The organism is Paenibacillus peoriae KCTC 3763 (assembly GCF_000236805.1).
Classification (GTDB): domain Bacteria; phylum Bacillota; class Bacilli; order Paenibacillales; family Paenibacillaceae; genus Paenibacillus; species Paenibacillus peoriae.
In genome coordinates this window covers 463,903-484,305 of sequence record NZ_AGFX01000041.1, presented here as the reverse complement: position 1 = coordinate 484,305, position 20,403 = coordinate 463,903, and the positions used below count along the sequence as shown (strand labels likewise).

Genomic DNA, 20,403 nt, shown 5'->3' with positions numbered 1-20,403 from the left:
TGAAAGGTGACTTATGGAAAAGAAAACGGAGCAACAGCAAGCGATGTTGGCAAATATGATTGAAAAGGCAGAGCCCTTTGTACAGCAGCAGTTGGAGCATGATCACAGTGGTCACGATTGGTTTCATATTGACCGGGTGAGAAAGCTGTCTCTTGAAATTGCTGCCCAAGAGGGCGCAGATTTGTTTATTTGTGAACTGGCTGCCCTGCTGCACGATGTGGCGGACGAAAAATTAAATGATTCCAAACAAGCGGGGCTGGATAAAGTGGAGCAGTGGCTGCGTCTGCATGTAAGTGACCCGGATGTGATTACACATGTGATGACCATTATTGCTACGATGTCCTACAATGGTGGCAAAAATCCGCCTATGGAGACGCTGGAGGGCCAGGTTGTACAGGATGCAGACCGGCTGGATGCACTTGGAGCGATCGGTATTGCAAGAACCTTTATGTATGCAGGCTCAAAAGGCACTATGATGCATCACCCGGATAAAGATTTTTCACAGCACGATTATCGTGCCGCAGGCAAAAGCGCCATCTACCATTTTTACGAAAAGCTGTTGAAGCTCAAGGATTTAATGAATACGGCCTATGGCAAACAACTGGCGGTGATCCGGCATCAATGGATGGAGATGTATCTGGAGCAATTTTACAGGGAATGGAATGTGGATGATATCGAGAGGAAGGACAGGGATAGTACTACCTAGATGAAACGCTCATAATAGGTGCGAAAGCTCATAGCTGAGAAAATTTAGAAAAAAAGTATTGCAATGCAATGATTTCTCTTCTAGTATTGATAATAGTTATCATTGATAATGATAATCAATATCTATAATTTTAAGTATTTAGAGGGGGAGCCATTCAGGTCATGAAGAAATTTGCAGTATGGGGATGTACTTTTTTATCAGTAAGCTTGCTGCTAACGGCGTGTGCTGGGAAGGAGCAGGAGGGGAATAGTTCGGCCAAGGCCAATACACATGCAGCGGCGCAGACATCCGTTTCCAATGGAGAGAGTGCCAAGACGATTACATATCTGGATAAGACGTACAAGCTGGCCAAGACGGATCATATTGTTGTAGCTAGTCTGGAAGCGATGGAAGATGCGGCTGTTCTGGGAGTTAAGCCGGTCGGGGCAGTTACTTCGGGAGGAAAGTTCCCTGAATATATGGCAAAAGCGATGGAAGGAGCCACTGATGTAGGAGACCGGATGCAGCCTAGTGCCGAAACGATTCTGAAGCTGAAGGCAGATGTAATTCTGGGCAGCTCCAAATTTCGGCCAGCGGTGGCAGAACAACTGGGTAAGGTTGCTACATTGATTCCCGTGTCCCATATTTCAACGAACTGGGAAGCGAACCTGTTAATGATGGGGCAGCTTACAGGCAAAGAGGCGCAGGCACAGACATTATTAAACAAATACAAGCAGGACATGGAAGCGGCAAAACAAAAGCTCAAACCCGTATGGGAAAACAAAAAGGTGCTGATGGTGCGGATTCGTACAGGCAATCTGTATGTATATCCTGCTAATGTGTATTTCAATCCTTCGCTGTATGCCGATTTGGGGGCCAAGGTGCCGCAGGAGTTAGATGGAGTAAAGGCTCAAGAGGCGGTTTCCCTGGAGAAATTGGCTGATATGAATCCGGATTATCTTTTCGTGCAGTTTCCAGAAGGAGAAAACAAGGATCAGCCGCAGGCCTTGGCTGATCTTGAAAAGAATCCGATCTGGAACAGCATGAATGCCGTCAAAAATAAAAAAACATTCGTCAACATTGTAGATCCCAATGCTCAGGGCGGCACCTCATGGAGCAAAATCGCCTTTTTGGAAGCGGCTGTAAACCGACTTTCGCAGTAAAGGAAGGAACATGGGAAAAAAGCTGGTTTCTCCTTACCTTTTAATCTTCATTGCCCCCTTGTTTATCGTTTTAACGGTGCTGCTTTCTGTGATGTATGGAGCTAAAACGATAGGATGGGAGACGATAATTGCTGCCTTTTTCCATTTTGATGCCGGAAATGTGGATCATCAGGTTGTTTTAAGCTCGCGTCTGCCCAGGGCAGTCGGCTCTATATTGATTGGTGCTTTTCTCGCTATTTCAGGAGCCATTATGCAAGGCATGACGCGAAACTTTCTGGCTTCTCCCTCAATTATGGGCGTGTCGGATGGGGCCGCGTTTGTGATTACCCTGATGATGATTTTGGCACCCAACTCCACGTCCATGGGCCTGATCGGCAGTTCTTTTGTAGGATCGGCTCTGGGGGTGGCTGTTGTATTTGGCTTGGCCTGGATGATTCCCGGTGGCCTTGCTCCTGTTCGCATGGCTATTCTAGGAACGATTATCGGCACGTTTTTAAGTAGCCTGTCGGCCATTCTTTCCATTTATTTTAATGTATCGCAAAATGTAAGCTTCTGGTTTAATGCCCGTCTGCACCAAATGGACCCCGGACTTATTCAATTGTCCATTCCTTTTGCCATTGTGGGAATTGTGGGGGCGATGCTGCTAGCAAAGCCTATTACACTGCTGTCGCTGGGCGACGAAGTCGCCACAGGCTTGGGACAACGGACACTGCCAATCAAGCTGGGGGCCATGCTCTGCGTTGCATTGCTGACGGGCGTTTCTGTAGCGTTGGCAGGAAAAATTGCTTTTGTGGGCTTATTGATTCCGCACATCACCAGATATGTAATTGGAGTGGATTATCGGTGGGTCATTCCATGCTCTGGCTTGATCGGTGGCGTTTTTTTGGGCATGTCTGATGTGTTGAGCCGTTTTCTTAACTATCCGTTTGAAACGCCCATTGGTGTGGTTACCTCGGTCATTGGCATCCCATTCTTTCTGTATTTAATACGCAGAAAAGGAGGGGGAGAGCATGCGTAAAATCAGTACGATGCGGTTGGGGCTCGTTCTGACAGGCGGAGCTGTGCTCATTTTAGCGGCCGCCTATATTAGCTTGACCCATGGAGAGTACGACATGACTCTTCAGGAAGTGGTTGAGACGTTGTTCCGTATCAATCCTACTCCACAGATGGATTTGGTTATTTTTGATTTTCGACTGCCGCGTATTGTGATTGCGGCTTTGGTCGGTTTGGGGCTTGGGATTGCTGGAGCAGCGGTACAGGGGGTTACACGGAACGGCTTGGCCGATCCCGGTATTTTAGGCATAAATGCAGGTGCGGGGGCGGCCATCGTTATATTCATGTTCTTTTACCAAGGACAAATGGAGACAACGGGCTGGACTACAGCACTGGCTATGCCTTTTTTTGGCTTGGTTGGAGGTTTGATGGCTGCGCTGCTAATCTATTTATTTGCCTGGAAAGCAGGACGTCTTGATCCGCAGCGTCTGCTTCTCGTGGGCATCGCGATTGGCTCCGGCTTCGGTGCCTTGACCTTGTATCTGTCGCTGAAGATGAAAGCCACGGATTTTGAAATGGCGACAGTATGGATGTCTGGAAGCATTTGGAGTGCTGACTGGAAGCTGGTTGCCGCCGTCATTCCTTGGCTGGTCATATTAGTCCCCATCATTTGGCTAAAGTCGTATGTTCTGGATCTATTTCAATTGCATGAAAATACGGCCCAAAGCCTCGGTGTTGCGACCGAAAGGGAAAAGTCCATTCTCCTGCTGTCCAGCATTGGACTGGTTAGTGCCTGTGTGTCTGTTTCGGGGGGAATTGGCTTTGTAGGCTTATTATCCCCTCATATTGCCAGAAGGCTGGTTGGACTTCATCATCGTCATGTCATTCCCGTATGCGGTATGGTGGGGATGGTGCTGGTACTATTATCTGATTTTGTTGCCAAAACGGTGGTTGCACCTGCGGAAATTCCCGTTGGGCTGATTATTGCGGTGATCGGAGTCCCTTATTTTGTAGTCTTGCTTATGAAAAAAACGGCCTGATCCAATTTTGGGTTAAGGCTCCAAAAGGAGGTTATCCCCATCAAAAACCAATTTGTTCGAAGTCATGGTTCTAGCGATGCTGACGCACTTGTGTACATTCCCCGCAGCCAGCATCGAGTGATGCGCTCACGCATTGCAAACCGTGAATATCATATTTTTATAGCTATTCCTTCTGAGGAACCTCCGGCATCAGGTTATCCGGTTATATATGTACTGGATGCTAATTCTGTGTTCGGAACAATGGTGGAAGCGGTGCGTGTTCAGGGCAGACGGCCTGATAAAACGGGCGTTGTCCCGGCTATAATTATTGGTATAGGCTACCCGACTGAGTCTCCGTTCCATCCTTCTCGATTTTACGATCTTACATTGCCAGGGACGGAAGTAGAGCTTCCTGTAGGACCCAACGGAGAAGCACTTAATGAAAGCGGGGGAGCCGAGGATTTCCAGTCGTTTATTGAAAATGAGCTGAAGCCTGAGATGGAGCGTGATTTCCAGATTGACCGTAGCAGGCAGGCGATATTCGGTCATTCGTTAGGAGGATTGTTTGTATTACACACCCTGTTTACAAGCCCCGACTCTTATCAGGTTTATATAGCGGGAAGTCCCTCTATTCACTGGGGCGGGAGTGTCCTTATGGAGGAAGAGAAAAACTTTGCAGCCTCCACAGCTCAGAAGCAGCAGAACAAAAGGCTGTTAATTGGGGTGGGTGAGTTGGAAGCAGGCCATTCGAGTGGTATGCAGGAAAAGGCCAAGGAGCTTGCTGAGCGTTTAACAAATGTGAAGGATTCGGGATTGCATGTCGAATTCCGTGAATTTGCAGATGAAGGCCATATATCCGTGTTACCGATACTGGTGAGCAGAGCCGTTCGTTTTGCTTCGATTTGTCACTAAATAGATAAAAAAGACCAAAAAACGAAGATATTTAAAGGAATATAGAGTAAATAAAGGGATAAAATCCAAAAACCTTCTCCGATGCTACCAGGAGAGGGTTTTTTAAATTGATAATCCGCTTAAATGTATAAATATGGACTAAAATATACGATTATCAACATTGACTGTAATTGATGGTTTAGTTATCATATTTTGTAACTTGCAATTGATAATGATTATCATTATTAATGTTTCAAATTCAAAATGAATGATGGTTACAGCAGAAATTGGGCATATAGCTGCAGTTTTTGATTTTGCTGGAAAGGGTGGAATGAACATGAGTGATGACGGAATACAGGGGAAGGTAGCTCTGGTTACAGGTGCTGCCCAAGGCATCGGTGCTGCTGTGGCGCGTTCTCTGGCCGAACTGGGAGCAATCATTGCCGCTGTAGACCAGAACGCAGCAGGTGTGAGCAGGCTGGTGGAAGAGCTGGTGCATGACGGCTATCGTGCAACGGCATTTCCCTTGGATGTCAGCCATCGTGCGGCTGTCGATGAGACGGTGGAACAGATTGAGCACCATCTCGGGCCAGTCGGCATTTTGGTGAATGTTGCGGGTGTGCTGCGAATCGGGCAAGTAGACACGCTCCGTGACAGCGACTGGACGGAAACGTTTGCTGTAAACACAAACGGTGTCTTTTACATATCCAGGGCTGTGGTGAAGCATATGATTCCTCGCAAATCGGGCTCGATTGTCACGGTCGGCTCCAATGCGGGAGCTGTACCACGTATGTATATGGCAGCTTATGCAGCTTCAAAGGCCGCTTCGGCGATGTTTACCAAATGCTTGGGATTGGAGGTTGCCTGCCATCATATTCGCTGTAATGTGGTGTCTCCAGGCTCTACGGAGACAGAAATGCAGCGGTCGCTGTGGTCTGACGAAAGTGGCGCACAAGCGGCTATTGACGGATCGCCAAACGCTTACAAGGTTGGCATTCCACTGCAAAGACTGGCTGATCCGGCAGATATCGCGGATGCTGTTGTTTTTCTTGCTTCGGACAAGTCACGCCATATAACGATGCATGATTTGCGCATTGATGGCGGCGCTACGTTAGGTGTCTGAGTGGAATGTAGCAGTTTTATATGGAAATAAGTGATGGCAATCGTGACAGAAAACAATGGACTAGGAGGCAATAACGTATGAAATCCAATACTGCGCTTGAAGTGCAAGCGACTCAGTTGCTAAAAGATTACAAGCCGGGCTCGTCTTTCTTTTTTGCGTCACCCACCCGGACTTTACTGGCCCAAGGTACGTTGGGGGCATTGCCGCATGGGGAGGCAAGCGATACGGAGGGTGGATTGGCCGAGCGTGTAGCCACGCTGCTCGAGAGTGTGCGTCAGTCCCACGGTGGACATCCGATTGTGGTGGGAGCTATTCCCTTTGATGCTTCACGGGCTGCACAGCTTTTGGTTCCGGCAGAGACTCGATGGGCGGGACCGCTTCATTCTGACTCTACGGATTGGCACTCCGGGAATGGGAAAGCTGCCGATTCAGCGAATGCTGCCAGCAGCGTGAACCCGACAAAGCTTGGGCAGGCTCCGGACTACGGTATTCGTTCCGTACCCGAACCGTTGCAGTTTGTACAGGGGGTGGAACGGGCTCTGGAACATATTGCGTCCGGGGAGCTGAACAAAATCGTGCTGTCCAGAACGCTGCAGCTGGATACTTCGGAACAAGTAGACGTTCCAAGCTATTTGCATAATTTAGCCAGACATAATACCAAGGGCTATACCTTCGCTGTTGATTTACCTCCTTTGGAGGCGGTGGAAGCAGGTTCGGACAAGGCTGATGTCAGTGTGGAACAGCGAACGCTGATTGGAGCCAGCCCCGAGCTGCTCGTTTCCCGAGAGGGACTGCATCTGACGGTTAATCCGCTGGCTGGCTCTGCACCTCGCAGTGATGATCCTGTCGAAGATAAGCTACGGGCTGCGGCATTGCTGGAATCGGTCAAGGACCGGCATGAGCACGCGGTAGTTGTCGAAGCGGTGGCCTTGGCGCTCAGACCGCTATGCCGGAGACTGGATGTGCCGCAGGAGCCTTCGCTGATACAAACAGAGACGATGTGGCATCTTTCGACTGAAATTACGGGAGAATTGGCGGATTTGTCGGTTTCATCTCTGGCCGTTGCCCTGGCGCTGCATCCTACGCCAGCCGTATGCGGTTCGCCTACAGAGCAGGCCAAAAAGGTTATCCGAGATATCGAATCGTTTGATCGGGGCTTTTACACGGGGATTGTTGGATGGTGTGATGCAGCGGGAGATGGAGAATGGGTGATTACGATCCGTTGTGCAGAAGCTGCAAAGCATTCCTTGCGTTTGTTTGCAGGGGCAGGCATTGTGGCGACTTCAAACCCGGAAGACGAACTGGCGGAAACAGCAGCCAAGTTTGGAACCATGCTTCAGGCATTGGGACTGAAGCATGAATAAAGAGTACGACACAGAAAGAGGAGGAATATCATGATGTTGCCCGGATGCCCTACATGGCCGCAGGAATTTGCCGAGCGTTACCGAAAGGCAGGCTACTGGGAGGGAGTGACCTTTGGAGAAATGCTGCGGAAGCGTGCGGGATCGCAAGGTGACCGAATCGCAGTGACGGACGGTCGAAAAAGTACAAGCTACCGCGAATTGGACGAAAAAGTAGATCGTCTGGCAGCCGGATTTTACCAGTTGGGAATTAGACAGACGGATCGGGTCATCGTTCAGTTGCCGAATATCACGGAGTTTTTTGAAGTATGTTTTGCGCTGTTCAGATTGGGAGCGCTGCCCATATTCTCGCTTCCGGCTCATCGCAGTAGCGAGATTGCCTATTTTGCTGAATTTTCCGAGGCGGTTGCTTATATCATTCCAGATGTATATTCGGGCTTTGATTATCGTGGACTGGCCAGAGAGGTACAAGCCAAAGCGGCAACCCTGCGTCATGTCATTGTTGTGGGCAAGCCGCAGGAATTTACGGCTCTATCCGGATTGTATATCCAGCCCGATCAGTCGTTACCCCAGGTGCTTTCGGGGGATATTGCCTTTCTCCAGCTTTCCGGTGGGAGTACAGGCTTGCCCAAGCTGATTCCAAGGACACACGATGATTATATTTACAGTCTGCGAGGCAGTGTTGAAATATGTGGTCTGGATGAAAATAGCGTGTATTTAGCCGCGCTTCCCATGGCTCACAATTACCCGCTCAGTTCTCCGGGTGTCTTCGGAGCCTTATACGCGGGAGCTAAAATTGTACTTGCGCCTACGCCGAGTCCAGATGATGCCTTTCCATTGATTGAACAGGAGCAGGTGACGATTACTGCTTTGGTCCCGCCGCTTGCGCTGGTATGGCTTGATAGTGCTTCGTCGAGAAGCTGTGATTTGTCCAGTCTCCAGGTGCTTCAAGTAGGGGGAGCCAAATTCAGTGAGGAGGCTGCTCGTCGGATCAAGCCGGAACTCGGGTGTACCCTGCAACAGGTGTTTGGTATGGCGGAGGGGCTGGTCAATTATACCAGACTGGATGATCCGGAGGATATCATTGTAGCAACTCAGGGACGTCCCATTTCAATCGACGATGAAATTAAAATATTGGATGATGAGGACAAGGAAGTGGTACCGGGAGAGCTAGGCCATTTGCTTACACGCGGACCTTACACGATTCGGGGTTATTATAAGGCGGATCAGCATAATGCAAGAGCATTTACGCGGGATGGATTTTATCGTACGGGCGATTTGGTGAGGTTGAGCCCCGACGGTAATGTGATTGTCGAAGGCCGAGCCAAAGATCAAATTAACCGGGGCGGGGAGAAGGTGGCAGCTGAGGAGATTGAAAATCATTTGCTGGCCCATCCAGGTGTGCATGATGCAGCGATTGTAGCCATGCCTGACGAATATTTGGGTGAACGCTCCTGCGCTTTTATTATCCCATATGAGATGGTGCCGACCGTGACGGAGTTGAAGAATTTTCTGCGTGAACGTGGTTTGGCGGCTTACAAAATTCCTGACAGAATTGAGTTTATATCAGTGTTTCCACAGACCAGTGTAGGCAAGGTTAGTAAAAAAGCATTACGGGAAATGATTACACAGCAGATATCCTCTGCACCTGAACTGCATTGAGGCCTAACGATGAGCAAGAACACATAAAGCAAGACAAGGACACGGAATGAATCGAAAAATGAAAGGAAGCGATATGATGGCTATTCCTCCAATTTCAGCTTATCCGATGCCGAGTGCTTCGGATTTACCCCAAAATAAAGTGGCATGGCGGCCTGATCCTGAACGTGCAGTGCTGTTGATTCATGATATGCAGCAATATTTTGTTACCGCTTTTGAGGCTGGACAATCTCCGGTCAAGGAGTTGATTGCTAACATCCAGCTGTTGAAAAGCCGCTGTCAGCAGCTTGGGATACCTGTAATCTATTCGGCGCAGCCGGGAGGTCAGGCTCCGGAGAAAAGGGGGCTACAGCAGGATTTTTGGGGTAAGGGGATGGATGATGGACCTATTCAAAAGGAGATTGTGAACGAGCTTGCCCCTTCGGATCAGGATATAGTTTTGACGAAATGGAGGTATAGCGCATTTCAAAAAACCAATTTAGACGATATCTTGCGGCAATATCATCGCGATCAGATCATGATTACCGGTATTTACGCACATATTGGCTGTCTAATGACCGCGACCGAGGCCTTTATGAAGGATATACAGCCTTTTTTTGTAGCTGACGCCTTGGGGGACTTTTCACTGGAATACCACAAAATGGCCTTGACTTACGCGGCCGAGCGCTGTGCGGTTACGATGCTGACTGCCCCTTTAATTGACGAGTTGGAGACTGCGAAGGGGTCAGCAACGGAAGATGCTCAGGCGCAAAGCGGCAAGATGGCTACAGCTCAGACAGGCATAGTAGACCAGAAGCTTGATGAAAGCGCAAGCACGGCAAAGGCTTCAAAGTCGGCAACTGCCGAAAAGGAAGTGACTGCTGCTTTGCAGTTAACTGAACAATTGATACGCGAGCAGGTTGCAGGATTGCTGCAGGAATCACCGGAAGGATTGGCTGCTGACGATAATCTGATGGATCGGGGAATGGATTCGATTCGTATGATGAGTCTTGTGGAAAAATGGCGCCGCTACGGGGCAAAGGTGACGTTCGTAGAGTTGGCTGAACGTCCGACACTTGCTGATTGGTGGAAGCTATTATCTTCACGAACCAGGCAGGTGATTCCCAATATTGACTATTTTTCTCTGTAAAGGAGGATTTATATATGCTCAAGCATCAGAATATTCGTCTTCCTTTGTCGGGAGCGCAAGCGGGTATTTGGTTTGCCCAGCAGATGGATTTGCAAAATCCGGCCTATAATACTGGTGAATACGTTGAAATTCTCGGGCCAGTCGATCTCATTTGCTTTAAGGAAGCACTTCGCCGCACGGTGGACGAGGCTGAATCACTGCATTTGCGGTTCGGAGAGGATGAGGATGGACCCTGGCAGGTGATTCAGCCTTCGCGGGAATGGACGCTGCACCAAATCGATGTGAGCGCAGTTTCTGATCCCCGTAAAGCTGCTGAAGACTGGATGAGGGATGATTTGCTCAAGCCGATTGATCTTACCCACGGGCCGCTGTTTACACAGGCATTGTTCCGGGCAGGCCATCATCGATTTTTCTGGTATCAGCGTGTTCATCATATTGCATTGGATGGCTTTGGCTTTTCGCTCATAGCACAGCGGGTGGCTCAACTGTACACATCTTTGGCGGAAGGCCGCTTTGACGAAGAGGGCCGCTTTCCACCGCTTAGCCAACTGTTAGAGGAAGATTCGGCCTATTGCGCCTCGGAGATGTTTGGGCAGGAGCGTGAATTTTGGAACAAACGCTTTGCTGATGGGTTCGAGGTGGTGAGTTTGGCAGACAATGCGACGAGAACCACCAAGCATGCAGCTTCGAAAGAAGTGACGGATGGAGGGTTCATACGCCATACAGCATACGTTACCTCTGCGGAGCGTGATCATCTTCGAATGGCTGCGGAACGTCTCAAGGTGAGCTGGCCGGATTTAATTTTGGCGGCAATGGCTATTTATATCCACCGGCTCACAGGTACACAAGACGTTATATTTGGTTTGCCGATGATGAACCGGGTGGGCTCAGCCTCGCTCCGTGTGCCGGGTATGGTAATGAATTTGCTGCCACTGCGTTTGTCCGTTCAGCCAGGAATGAATGTATCCACATTGCTCCGCCAATTGGTGCAGGAGTTGCGTGAGATAAGACGTCATGCAAAATACAGGCATGAGGAGCTGCGGCGTGATCTGCGCTTGCTTAGTGAAAACAGAAGACTGTTCGGTCCGCTGGTCAATATTATGCCATTTGACTATGAGTTGGATTTTGGCGGTTCTCGCGGAACTACACATAACCTGTCGGCAGGCCCGGTGGATGATCTGTCCTTGAATGTCTATGACAGGTCGGACGGATCGGGATTGCGCATAGATTTGGATGCCAACCCTGCTATGTATAGCAAACGGGAAATAGAAGAGCATCAACAGCGTTTCTTGCAGTTGCTTACAGAGGTCGCAGCTTCGGAGCCAGATCGGCCGATTGGACAAATCGGCCTCCTGCTGCCTGCGGAGCGTCAGCTTATACTGGAGGACTGGAATCGTTCTTCCCGTCCGTTGCCGGTCGCTTCCCTGCAGGAAATGCTCCAGCTGCAGGCGGAACTTAGCTGTGATGCTGTAGCTGTGGAATGTGACAACGACATGGTACTTAGCTATAAGGAACTGAATCAGCGGGCGAACCGATTGGCCCATTGGCTGATTGCTCATGGAACAGGGCCTGAGCAGGCCGTTGCCCTGATGCTCCCGCGCTCCGTTAACATGGTTATAGGGATGCTGGCTGTGCTTAAAACGGGCGCGGCCTATGTTCCACTGGACCCTGATTATCCGCAGGACCGTGTTGCCTATGTGCTGGAGCATGCGTCTCCAGTCTGCATTTTAACCAATGCCCAGGTAGCGGATCGCATTCCGGCAGATATTTCTGTACCGCGTATGCTTCTGGATGGAGGCAGTGGCAAAGAGGATTTGGCAGGCGTTTTGCACGGACACAGCAATGAATGTTACACAGCCTATCCGGATACGAATCCTACGGACCGTGAACGGGCTCAGCCTCTATCTAGCGACCATCCCGCGTATATTATTTATACCTCCGGCTCAACGGGCAAGCCGAAGGGAGTCGTTATTACTTTCAAGAGCCTGACGAATTTTTTGCTCGCCATGCAGGATCAATTCGCGTTGCATGAACAGGATCGATTGCTGGCGGTTACGACGATATCCTTTGATATCTCCGGGCTGGAAATCTATTTGCCCTTGCTGAATGGTGCGCAACTGATGATTGCCCGGAAAGAAACCGTTCAGGAGCCGTCTGCTATGGCCGAGCTGATTAACCGTTCACAGCCTACGCTGATGCAGGCGACGCCTACGCTATGGCATGTGCTGGCAACCGAACACCCAGAAGCAATTCGGGGCTTGCGGGTGCTGGTTGGAGGCGAGGCTCTGCCTGAGGAATTGCTGCGTGCACTCCAACATCTGAATTGCCGCATTACGAATCTGTACGGTCCTACCGAAACGACGATTTGGTCTACTGCAGCTTCCATCGAAAAAGAGGACACGGGAACACCAGCTATCGGCAGACCGATCCGCAATACGCAGGTTTATGTGCTTGACAGTAGTCTGCAAGCAGTTCCGGTTGGGGTAACAGGGGACCTGTACATTGCCGGGGATGGGCTGGCCCGGGGATATTACGGCCGCCCGGATTTGACAGCGGAGCGTTTTGTAGCCAATCCATTTGGTCCTCCGGGAAGCCGCATGTATCGAACTGGAGATTTGGCCCGCTGGAGATGGGACGGTTCTCTTGAATACGGGGGGCGCGCGGACCACCAGATTAAAATTCGCGGTTTCCGCGTAGAACTGGGTGAAATTGAAGCCGTTTTGGCGCGGCATCCCGATGTAGCTCGGGTTGCTGTGATTGTCCGTGAGGACCGCGAGGGCGATCAGCGGCTGGTTGCCTATATCGTACCGACCGCTGCCGCAGCGACGCCGGTGCTTGCCGGAGCCGGGATTGAGACTATGCAGCAGGAGCCGGATAGACCATCGGGACAAAGCGGGCAATCCGAACAAAAAGCACCTAACGAACAAAAAGCATCTGGCGAACCTGTTGGATACCAAAAGGCAAAGGGGGGCCCTGGCTCATCACCTCATCGTTTGCATTCACTGGCGTTGCGTGAACATGCCGCTGCGAGTCTGCCCGATTATATGGTGCCTTCAGCGTTTGTGCTGCTGGAGAACCTGCCGCTCATGCCCAATGGCAAGCTGGATCGTAAGGCATTGCCTGCCCCTGTTATGGATAAGCTTCTCCACGTTCGTACTCCCAGAACACCGCAGGAAGCTATGCTGTGTGACTTGTTTTCAGAAGTGCTGGGACTGCCGAAAGTCGGTATTGATGACAGTTTCTTTGATCTGGGCGGTCACTCGCTGCTTGGTGCACGCTTGATGGCCCGAATCCGGGAGGTATTCGGGGTAGAGATGAGTTTAGGCAGCCTGTTTGAAACGCCTACGGTTGCCAGCTTTGCGGAACAACTGGATCATGGACAGAGTTTAAGACCCTCATTGCTTCCGGCTGTGCGTCCACAGCGTATTCCCCTCTCCTTCGCCCAGAGCCGATTATGGTTCCTGCATCGGATGGAAGGACCAAGCCCTACATATAATATCCCCCTCGTTATCCGTATGTCGGGGGATGTAAATGTGGAGGCACTTCAAGCCGCTCTGGGAGACGTCGTAGCCCGTCATGAGACGCTGCGTACGATTTTTCCAGATGTGCAAGGGGTATCACAGCAGGTCATTCTGGATACACAGCAAGCTTGTCCTGTACTCCGTGTGACGAATATCTGTGAGGCAGAGCTGCCACTTTTACTTGCAGAAGGGTCCCGTTACTGCTTTGATCTTGCAGCGGAGCCGGCTTTGCGGACCGAACTGTTCACGCTGTCTGCTGACCAGCATGTGCTGCTCGTGCTGCTGCACCATATTGCCGGAGATGGCTGGTCGCTGAATGCACTCACACGTGATTTGGCTACAGCCTATGCTATGCACATCGAGCGTTATGCACATGCGGAACAATCCGCACATGCTGAAAGTATGGCACCGATGTTGCCGAAGCTGTCTGTACAATATGCGGATTATGCACTATGGCAACAGGAACTGCTTGGCAGGGAGAACGAAATCGGCAGTCTGATGAACAAGCAGCTTGCTTATTGGCACAACGTATTGAAAGGTTTGCCGGATCAAATAGATCTGCCTGCAGACTATCCACGTCCTTCCGAGGCCAGCTACCGGGGAGATACTGTTGCGTTGCGGATCGCTCCCGAATTGCATGAGCAGTTGCTGCGTTTGGCTCGTGAAGGCCGGGCCAGCCTGTTTATGGTGCTGCAAGCCGGGCTGGCCGCATTGCTAACCCGATTGGGAGCAGGGACGGATATCCCGGTGGGCAGTCCAATAGCGGGACGCAATGTAGAGGGACTGGATCAACTCGTGGGCTTGTTTATCAACACGCTGGTGCTTCGTATCGACACATCGGACGACCCCACTTTCCGTGAGCTGTTGGAACGGGTCCGTCGTACTTGTCTGGATGCGTATGAACATCAGGATGTACCTTTTGAGCGGCTTGTCGAGATGCTGAACCCTGTACGTTCCAGATCGAGACATCCATTGTTTCAGGTGATGCTTGCTTTACAAAACACCCCTGATCCTGAATTGCTATTGCCGGGTGTGGAAACTCAGCTGCAGTTGGCCAGTGTGGGTGCAGCGAAGTTTGATCTGACGGTGGAGCTGCGCGAATGTCGGACCGCAGACGGGCGGCCTGATGGAATCGAGGGCTGGATCGAATACAATACCGATTTATTTAAAAGGGAAACAATAGAGGCTATGAAGGTACGGCTGGAGCGGCTATTGGCGGCTGCGGTGGCTAATACAGAACAACCAATAGGTGCATTGGATATTTTGGGACCAGAGGAACGGCGCGAAATTCTCGTGAAGTGGAACGGTAACACGAACGCGAGCACTTGTCTCAACAAAGCACCTACCTCGAGCTTGCCTGTTTTATTCGAGCAACAGGCTGCCCGTACCCCGGGGGCTGTTGCAGTTTCATACGAGAGTAGCCAGCTAAGTTATGAGGAATTGAACGCACGTGCCAATCGGCTGGCGCATCTGCTGATAGCGCGTGGCGCAGGTCCAGATCACATTGTGGCGCTGGCGCTTCCCCGGTCATTGGATATGGTTATTGCATTGCTGGCTGTGCTTAAATCGGGAGCCGCCTACTTACCGCTAGATCCTGATTATCCGGCAGACCGTCTCGCATATATGCTGGAGGATGCTTCACCTGCTCTGATGATTACCAGCGTTCAGGTGACAATATCCTCAATTCCTGTCTCAAGCGCGGTATTCCCGATTGTGCTGGATGATCCTCAGATCAGTAAGGAACTGAAGTCGTATCCCGACCGGAACCCGGTGGATGCAGATCGCCTGAAACCTTTGTTACCGCTTCATCCTGCCTATATTATTTATACATCCGGTTCTACCGGAAAACCAAAGGGTGTGGTTATTCCCCATCAAAATGTCGCGCGTTTGTTCGATTCGACACAAGACTGGTTTCATTTTGGCCCGTCGGATGTATGGACCTTGTTCCACTCCTATGCGTTTGATTTTTCAGTATGGGAAATTTGGGGGCCGTTGCTGCATGGAGGCCGTCTTGTCATTGTGCCGTATACTGTCAGTCGTTCTCCGGAGCAATTCCTGCAATTGCTGGCAGATGAGGGCGTAACGGTGCTCAATCAGACACCTTCGGCTTTTTATCAGCTGATGCAGGCTGATCTTGAACAGCCTGTCCTGTCGCAAAAGCTGGCGCTGCGCTATGTGGTATTTGGCGGCGAGGCCCTGGAACTGGGCCGGCTGACTGCTTGGTATGAGCGGCATGCAGACGATGCTCCTACCTTGGTGAATATGTATGGGATTACGGAGACGACTGTACATGTCAGCTACATTGCGTTGGACCGTGATATGGTGGCTGTCAAAGCGAACAGTCTGATTGGGCGTCCCATTCCCGACCTGCAAGTGTATGTGCTGGACCACCGACTTCAACCTGTCCCGCCGGGTGTAACGGGTGATTTATATGTCGCCGGTGCTGGATTGGCACAAGGCTATTTGGGAAGACCTGCTTTGACGGCAGAGCGTTTTGTAGCCGATCCGTACGGTATGCCGGGGAGCCGGATGTATCGTACAGGTGACTTGGCCCGCTGGCGGTCTGACGGCTCGCTGGAGTATGCCGGACGTGCTGACCAGCAGGTCAAAATACGTGGTTTTCGCATTGAGCTGGGGGAAATTGAAGCGGTGCTGGTTCGGCATGCGGATGTGGCTCAGGCAGCGGTCGTTGTCCGCGAAGATCAGCCGGGGGACAAACGACTCGTCGCCTATATTGTCCCTGTATCCGATAGTGAACCGGAGGCATCCAGACTTCGGCTGCATGCAGGAAACAGCTTGCCTGATTATATGATACCGTCAGCTTTTGTCACGATATCCGTTCTCCCACTTACACCTAACGGCAAGCTGGATCGTAAAGCATTACCTGCTCCCATGCAGATAGCTGCGGGGGGAGGAAGAGGGCCGCGATCGCCACAGGAGGAAATCCTGTGTGATTTGTTTGCCGAGACACTTGGCATGGAGCGAATCAGTATAGATGATGGTTTCTTTGATCTGGGCGGTCATTCATTGCTGGCTGTGAAGCTGATTAGTAGAATCCGCGAGGCCTTGGGTATCGAGTTGGGCATTGGCAACCTTTTTGCGGCACCAACAGTAGCTGGCCTAGCTGAGCAGTTGAACGTAGGTGCCAGTCAAGGGGCTTTGGACGTGCTGCTTCCTTTGCGGGCAAGCGGAGTGCAAGCTCCGTTGTTCTGTGTACACCCGGCAGGCGGATTAAGCTGGTGTTATGCGGGCCTGATCCAATCCATGGGCAAGGATTTTCCGATTTATGGCTTACAGGCTCGCGGGATCGCCCGACAGGAGGAATTGCCGCAGACGCTGGATGATATGGCAGCCGATTATATTCGTCATATTCGCACTGTTCAGCCTGAAGGACCGTATCATCTGTTGGGATGGTCTCTGGGAGGAAATGTGGCTCATGCAATAGCGACACAGCTTCAAGACGAAGGAGAGACGATTGCGATCCTGACCATGCTGGACTCCTACCCAAGCCACCATTTGCCGCTACGGGGAGGGCCAGATGAGGAGGAAGCGTTAATCGCTCTGCTAGCTCTGGGTGGTTATGATCCGGATAGTCTGAATGATGAGCCTTTGCAGCTTTCCACCGCCCTGCATATCTTGCGAAGTGATGGCAGCGCCTTGGCCAGCCTCAGCGAGGAGACGATTTTAAACCTCAAGGATACTTATGTAAATTCTGTGCGTATCTTGGGAGAATACGTTCCGAGACGGTATAAAGGCGATATTTTATTTTTCCGATCTACCATTATTCCGGATTGGTTTGAGCCGATTGCTCCGGAAACCTGGCTTCCCTATATTGATGGACAGCTAGAACAGCATGAACTAGATTGCCGCCATAAGGATCTGTGCCAGCCGGGACCTTTGGCTCACATTGGACAACTGCTGGCAGCAAAACTACGGGCTTTCTAAGTTAAATGACACCCCAAGCGAAAGGAGGAAAACAAACCATGGTTAACCCTTTTGAGCAGAATGAAGGTGGTTATTTAGTGCTGATGAATGGAGAAGGACAATATTCACTCTGGCCTGATTTCCAGCATGTACCGGCCGGATGGGAGATCGTTCACCAGACAGACAGCCGTGAGGCGTGTATGGATTATATCAGCACTCATTGGACAGATATGAGACCGGATTCCTTGCGTCCCAAGGCTGATGCAGTTCGCCGCTAATCTGGGGAGTCCATCATATCTTTATACAACTATACAACTGTTGTTCATTATATGACCCGTGATAGGATACCGAATATAGTTTTTTACAATATAATACAATTTTTAAAGATTTATAGGACAGGCAATGAGACGAATCAGGCTGTTTCCTCTAACCGAGCATATCGGAGAGGAAGCGGCCTTTATTTTTTTATAAATGTCATATTGAAATTATTGAAAAAGTATGCTACTTTATTGTTAATAACAAAGTGATAATAACAAAATAATATAAACTATAAAGAAAGCGAGGAAGCGACTATGTTTGGATTTAATTTTGTTAAATTTCAGCCCAGTGAGTATGTGATGAAGGTGAAGAACGGTAAGGTGGTTCGTGAGGGGGTCGGATTATCCTTTTATTATTATGCTCCAACGACCTCGGTCGTCGTCGTGCCTGTCTCTTCCATTGATGCGCCGTTCATGTTTGAGGACATGACGAATGATTTTCAGGCGGTGACGGTGCAGGGACAGCTGACTTATCGGATTGTGGATTATCGGCGAACGACGCAGATTTTGAACTATACGTATGACCTGAGAGGAAAGCGCCATATTTCAGATGATCCAGGCAAGCTGGCGCAACGGGTGATTAACATCGCAAAGGTACTTACCAAAAAGTATCTGGAACGTGTCCCGCTCAAGGAGGCTGTTCAGTCCAGTGAGCGTTTGGCGCAAAATATGACGAAGGATATGGCTCAGCATGCAGAAATGGAAAAGCTGGGGATTGAGGTCATGGGGCTGTCGATCCTGGCGATTTTACCGAATAAGGAAACGATGAGAGCACTGGAGGCGCAGGCGAGAGAGGAAATTCTTCGCAATGCGGATCATGCGCTGTATGAGCGTCGTAATGCCTCCATTGAGCAGGAGCGGCGTGTGAAGGAGAATGAGCTGAACACGGAAATTGCGGTGGAAACGAAAAAGAGACAAATCCGTGAAACCCAGCTCGATGCAGAGCGTTCTGTGAAGCAAAAACAAAGCGAGATGAAGGAGGAGCAGCTGCGCTTTGACACGGCCTTGGAGGAGAAAAAACGTGAGCTGATTGAGCTGACGGTGACGAATAAAAAGGCGGAAGCCGATGCCAAGGCCTACGAGCTGACGGCAGTGATGAAATCATTGCAGGATGTGGAGCCGAATGTGCTTCAGGCTATGGCCAATATGGATATGAGTCCGGATAAGCTGATTGCGATTGCATTCCAGGAGCTTGCAGAAAATGCAGGTAAAATCGGTCAGTTGAACATTACGCCGGATCTATTGCAAGGTCTGATGTCAGAGGCGGGAACAAGCGGATCGGCAGGTTCGAGAGGAACTGGAGGAAGAGCACGATGAGCAGCCGACTGACAGAGCGCAAAATTATTCTGGTAAAACGTAAAACACGACTGGAGGAGCTGATTGTCCGATATAATACGATCCAGCAGGCGCGCTTCTTTATGGAACGGCTGGGGTCGGATTTCAGCGATTATGTGCTGGAGGATGAGAATTACCGTAGGGCGGTGGCGATGGCAACGTCGGAGTTAACGGCCTTGGGGCGAGTCCAGATTGTGGAGCGCGAGCATGTGCCGAACTTTATTTTTGGTGAGCAGGACACGGTGGTGGTGCTGGGTCAGGATGGACTGGTAGCCAACACGTTAAAATATTTGAACGAGCAGCCGCTTATTGGCGTGAATCCAGACCCGTTGCGCTGGGATGGGGTATTGCTACCGTTTACCGTATCCGATCTGCGCTGGGTGGTGCCGGATGTATTTGTACACAGGCGGCCAATTAAGGAAGTCACGCTGGCTAAAGCCCAACTGAATGATGGCCAGTCGCTATATGCTGTGAACGATTTGTTCATTGGGCGCAAAACCCATGTCTCCGCGAGATACGAGCTGAGGCTGGAGGATCAGGTAGAGCAGCAATCGTCCAGCGGCATTATCGTTTCCACGGGGCTGGGGACGACGGGCTGGCTGACCAGCGTGCTGGCCGGAGCGGCCGGGATTGTCGGCAGCGCTACGCGGCATCCGATTTCTTTGACTCCAGACCAGCTGGTGTCGGATGAAGCCTTTGGCTCAGAAGTAGTGACAGATAGAATGGGCCATGATCATCGTGCAGTCTGGAGCTCGCCATCGCTTTATTTTACGGTGAGAGAACCGTTTCCCAGTCGGACGACCGCTGTGGAGCTGGTGTTTGGTCAGGTAGCAGCCCAAAAACCGCTGCGGATTGCTTCGCAGATGCCGGAAAATGGGGTTATTTTCAGTGATGGAGTGGAAAGCGACTTTCTGGAATTTAATGCTGGCATTGAGGCGACCATTGGTCCGGCGGAGAAAAAAGGTCATCTGGTCGTGTAGAGGTTTGTACAGGACGGCAATGGGCAATTATGAGTAAGGTACAACAATCCGATGAAACAAAAAGGAGGAATCAACATGAGCGACCACACTCAAGACGAAGCGAAAATCCGCAACAAGAAGAACGAGGACGGAGATTCCTTGATGGAAAAAACGAAGCTGGACAACGGCGTGGATATCGAGCCAGAGGCTGATGAATGGATTGCCAAGCCTTCCCCAGTGTCATACGATGATACGAAATCCTCTTCGAAGCGATAGGCCCTGCATCTCGATAGAGCAAATATGCAAAGACAGATGATCCTTGAT

Annotated in this window: 14 protein-coding genes; all 14 read left to right on the top strand. The window is 50.5% G+C overall.

All coding sequences use genetic code 11. The features are described 5' to 3' along the window. Positions 1-13 precede the first annotated feature (13 nt). The 14 genes from KQI_RS0123410 to KQI_RS0123345 all read left to right on the top strand — a co-directional run bounded on the left by KQI_RS0123410 (position 14) and on the right by KQI_RS0123345 (position 20,355). Positions 14-706, top strand: a complete 693-nt coding sequence (locus KQI_RS0123410) for an HD domain-containing protein (protein WP_010349311.1) — start codon at positions 14-16, stop codon at positions 704-706. Between the two features lie 161 nt (positions 707-867). After that, positions 868-1,848 (top strand): iron-hydroxamate ABC transporter substrate-binding protein, encoded by a 981-nt coding sequence (locus tag KQI_RS0123405; RefSeq protein ID WP_010349310.1) that lies wholly within the window; start codon positions 868-870, stop codon positions 1,846-1,848. A gap of 10 nt (positions 1,849-1,858) precedes the next feature. After that, entirely contained in the window at positions 1,859-2,866 is a 1,008-nt protein-coding gene (locus KQI_RS0123400; protein WP_010349309.1) for a FecCD family ABC transporter permease, read from the top strand. Beyond that, entirely contained in the window at positions 2,859-3,881 is a 1,023-nt protein-coding gene (locus KQI_RS0123395) for a FecCD family ABC transporter permease (RefSeq protein WP_010349308.1), read from the top strand. Before KQI_RS0123400 ends, KQI_RS0123395 begins: the two co-directional genes overlap by 8 nt. Positions 3,882-4,001: 120 nt before the next feature. Beyond that, positions 4,002-4,772: an alpha/beta hydrolase gene (locus KQI_RS0123390; RefSeq protein WP_010349307.1), complete on the top strand. Its 771-nt coding sequence runs from the start codon at positions 4,002-4,004 to the stop codon at positions 4,770-4,772. A gap of 316 nt (positions 4,773-5,088) precedes the next feature. Beyond that, positions 5,089-5,874: a 2,3-dihydro-2,3-dihydroxybenzoate dehydrogenase gene (locus KQI_RS0123385; protein WP_010349306.1), complete on the top strand. Its 786-nt coding sequence runs from the start codon at positions 5,089-5,091 to the stop codon at positions 5,872-5,874. 77 nt (positions 5,875-5,951) lie between these two features. Continuing rightward, positions 5,952-7,238, top strand: a complete 1,287-nt coding sequence (gene dhbC / locus KQI_RS0123380) for an isochorismate synthase DhbC (RefSeq protein WP_010349305.1) — start codon at positions 5,952-5,954, stop codon at positions 7,236-7,238. Between the two features lie 33 nt (positions 7,239-7,271). Beyond that, positions 7,272-8,897 carry a (2,3-dihydroxybenzoyl)adenylate synthase gene (locus KQI_RS0123375; protein ID WP_010349304.1) on the top strand — a complete coding sequence of 542 codons (1,626 nt, stop codon included), beginning with the start codon at positions 7,272-7,274 and terminating at the stop codon, positions 8,895-8,897. A gap of 76 nt (positions 8,898-8,973) precedes the next feature. Continuing rightward, positions 8,974-10,023 (top strand): isochorismatase family protein, encoded by a 1,050-nt coding sequence (locus tag KQI_RS0123370; protein ID WP_010349303.1) that lies wholly within the window; start codon positions 8,974-8,976, stop codon positions 10,021-10,023. Positions 10,024-10,037: 14 nt separating this feature from the next. Next, positions 10,038-17,489 carry an amino acid adenylation domain-containing protein gene (locus KQI_RS0123365; RefSeq protein ID WP_010349302.1) on the top strand — a complete coding sequence of 2,484 codons (7,452 nt, stop codon included), beginning with the start codon at positions 10,038-10,040 and terminating at the stop codon, positions 17,487-17,489. Positions 17,490-17,527: 38 nt separating this feature from the next. Continuing rightward, positions 17,528-17,746 carry an MbtH family protein gene (locus KQI_RS0123360; protein WP_010349301.1) on the top strand — a complete coding sequence of 73 codons (219 nt, stop codon included), beginning with the start codon at positions 17,528-17,530 and terminating at the stop codon, positions 17,744-17,746. Between the two features lie 294 nt (positions 17,747-18,040). After that, positions 18,041-19,102: an SPFH domain-containing protein gene (locus KQI_RS0123355; protein WP_010349300.1), complete on the top strand. Its 1,062-nt coding sequence runs from the start codon at positions 18,041-18,043 to the stop codon at positions 19,100-19,102. Then, positions 19,099-20,100 (top strand): NAD(+)/NADH kinase, encoded by a 1,002-nt coding sequence (locus KQI_RS0123350; RefSeq protein WP_010349299.1) that lies wholly within the window; start codon positions 19,099-19,101, stop codon positions 20,098-20,100. Before KQI_RS0123355 ends, KQI_RS0123350 begins: the two co-directional genes overlap by 4 nt. Positions 20,101-20,175: 75 nt before the next feature. Continuing rightward, entirely contained in the window at positions 20,176-20,355 is a 180-nt protein-coding gene (locus tag KQI_RS0123345; protein ID WP_010349298.1) for a hypothetical protein, read from the top strand. Positions 20,356-20,403 lie beyond the last annotated feature (48 nt).

Bases quoted from the DNA above. Each gene is read 5' to 3' on its own strand.
- KQI_RS0123345 (WP_010349298.1), top strand. From the start codon at position 20,176: ATGAGCGACCACACTCAAGACGAAGCGAAAATCCGCAACAAGAAGAAC.
- KQI_RS0123370 (WP_010349303.1), top strand. From the start codon at position 8,974: ATGGCTATTCCTCCAATTTCAGCTTATCCGATGCCGAGTGCTTCGGAT.
- KQI_RS0123365 (WP_010349302.1), top strand. From the start codon at position 10,038: ATGCTCAAGCATCAGAATATTCGTCTTCCTTTGTCGGGAGCGCAAGCG.
- KQI_RS0123375 (WP_010349304.1), top strand. From the start codon at position 7,272: ATGTTGCCCGGATGCCCTACATGGCCGCAGGAATTTGCCGAGCGTTAC.
- KQI_RS0123410 (WP_010349311.1), top strand. From the start codon at position 14: ATGGAAAAGAAAACGGAGCAACAGCAAGCGATGTTGGCAAATATGATT.
- KQI_RS0123355 (WP_010349300.1), top strand. From the start codon at position 18,041: ATGTTTGGATTTAATTTTGTTAAATTTCAGCCCAGTGAGTATGTGATG.
- KQI_RS0123390 (WP_010349307.1), top strand. From the start codon at position 4,002: ATGCGCTCACGCATTGCAAACCGTGAATATCATATTTTTATAGCTATT.
- KQI_RS0123395 (WP_010349308.1), top strand. From the start codon at position 2,859: ATGCGTAAAATCAGTACGATGCGGTTGGGGCTCGTTCTGACAGGCGGA.
- KQI_RS0123400 (WP_010349309.1), top strand. From the start codon at position 1,859: ATGGGAAAAAAGCTGGTTTCTCCTTACCTTTTAATCTTCATTGCCCCC.
- KQI_RS0123405 (WP_010349310.1), top strand. From the start codon at position 868: ATGAAGAAATTTGCAGTATGGGGATGTACTTTTTTATCAGTAAGCTTG.
- KQI_RS0123385 (WP_010349306.1), top strand. From the start codon at position 5,089: ATGAGTGATGACGGAATACAGGGGAAGGTAGCTCTGGTTACAGGTGCT.
- KQI_RS0123350 (WP_010349299.1), top strand. From the start codon at position 19,099: ATGAGCAGCCGACTGACAGAGCGCAAAATTATTCTGGTAAAACGTAAA.
- KQI_RS0123360 (WP_010349301.1), top strand. From the start codon at position 17,528: ATGGTTAACCCTTTTGAGCAGAATGAAGGTGGTTATTTAGTGCTGATG.
- dhbC (WP_010349305.1), top strand. From the start codon at position 5,952: ATGAAATCCAATACTGCGCTTGAAGTGCAAGCGACTCAGTTGCTAAAA.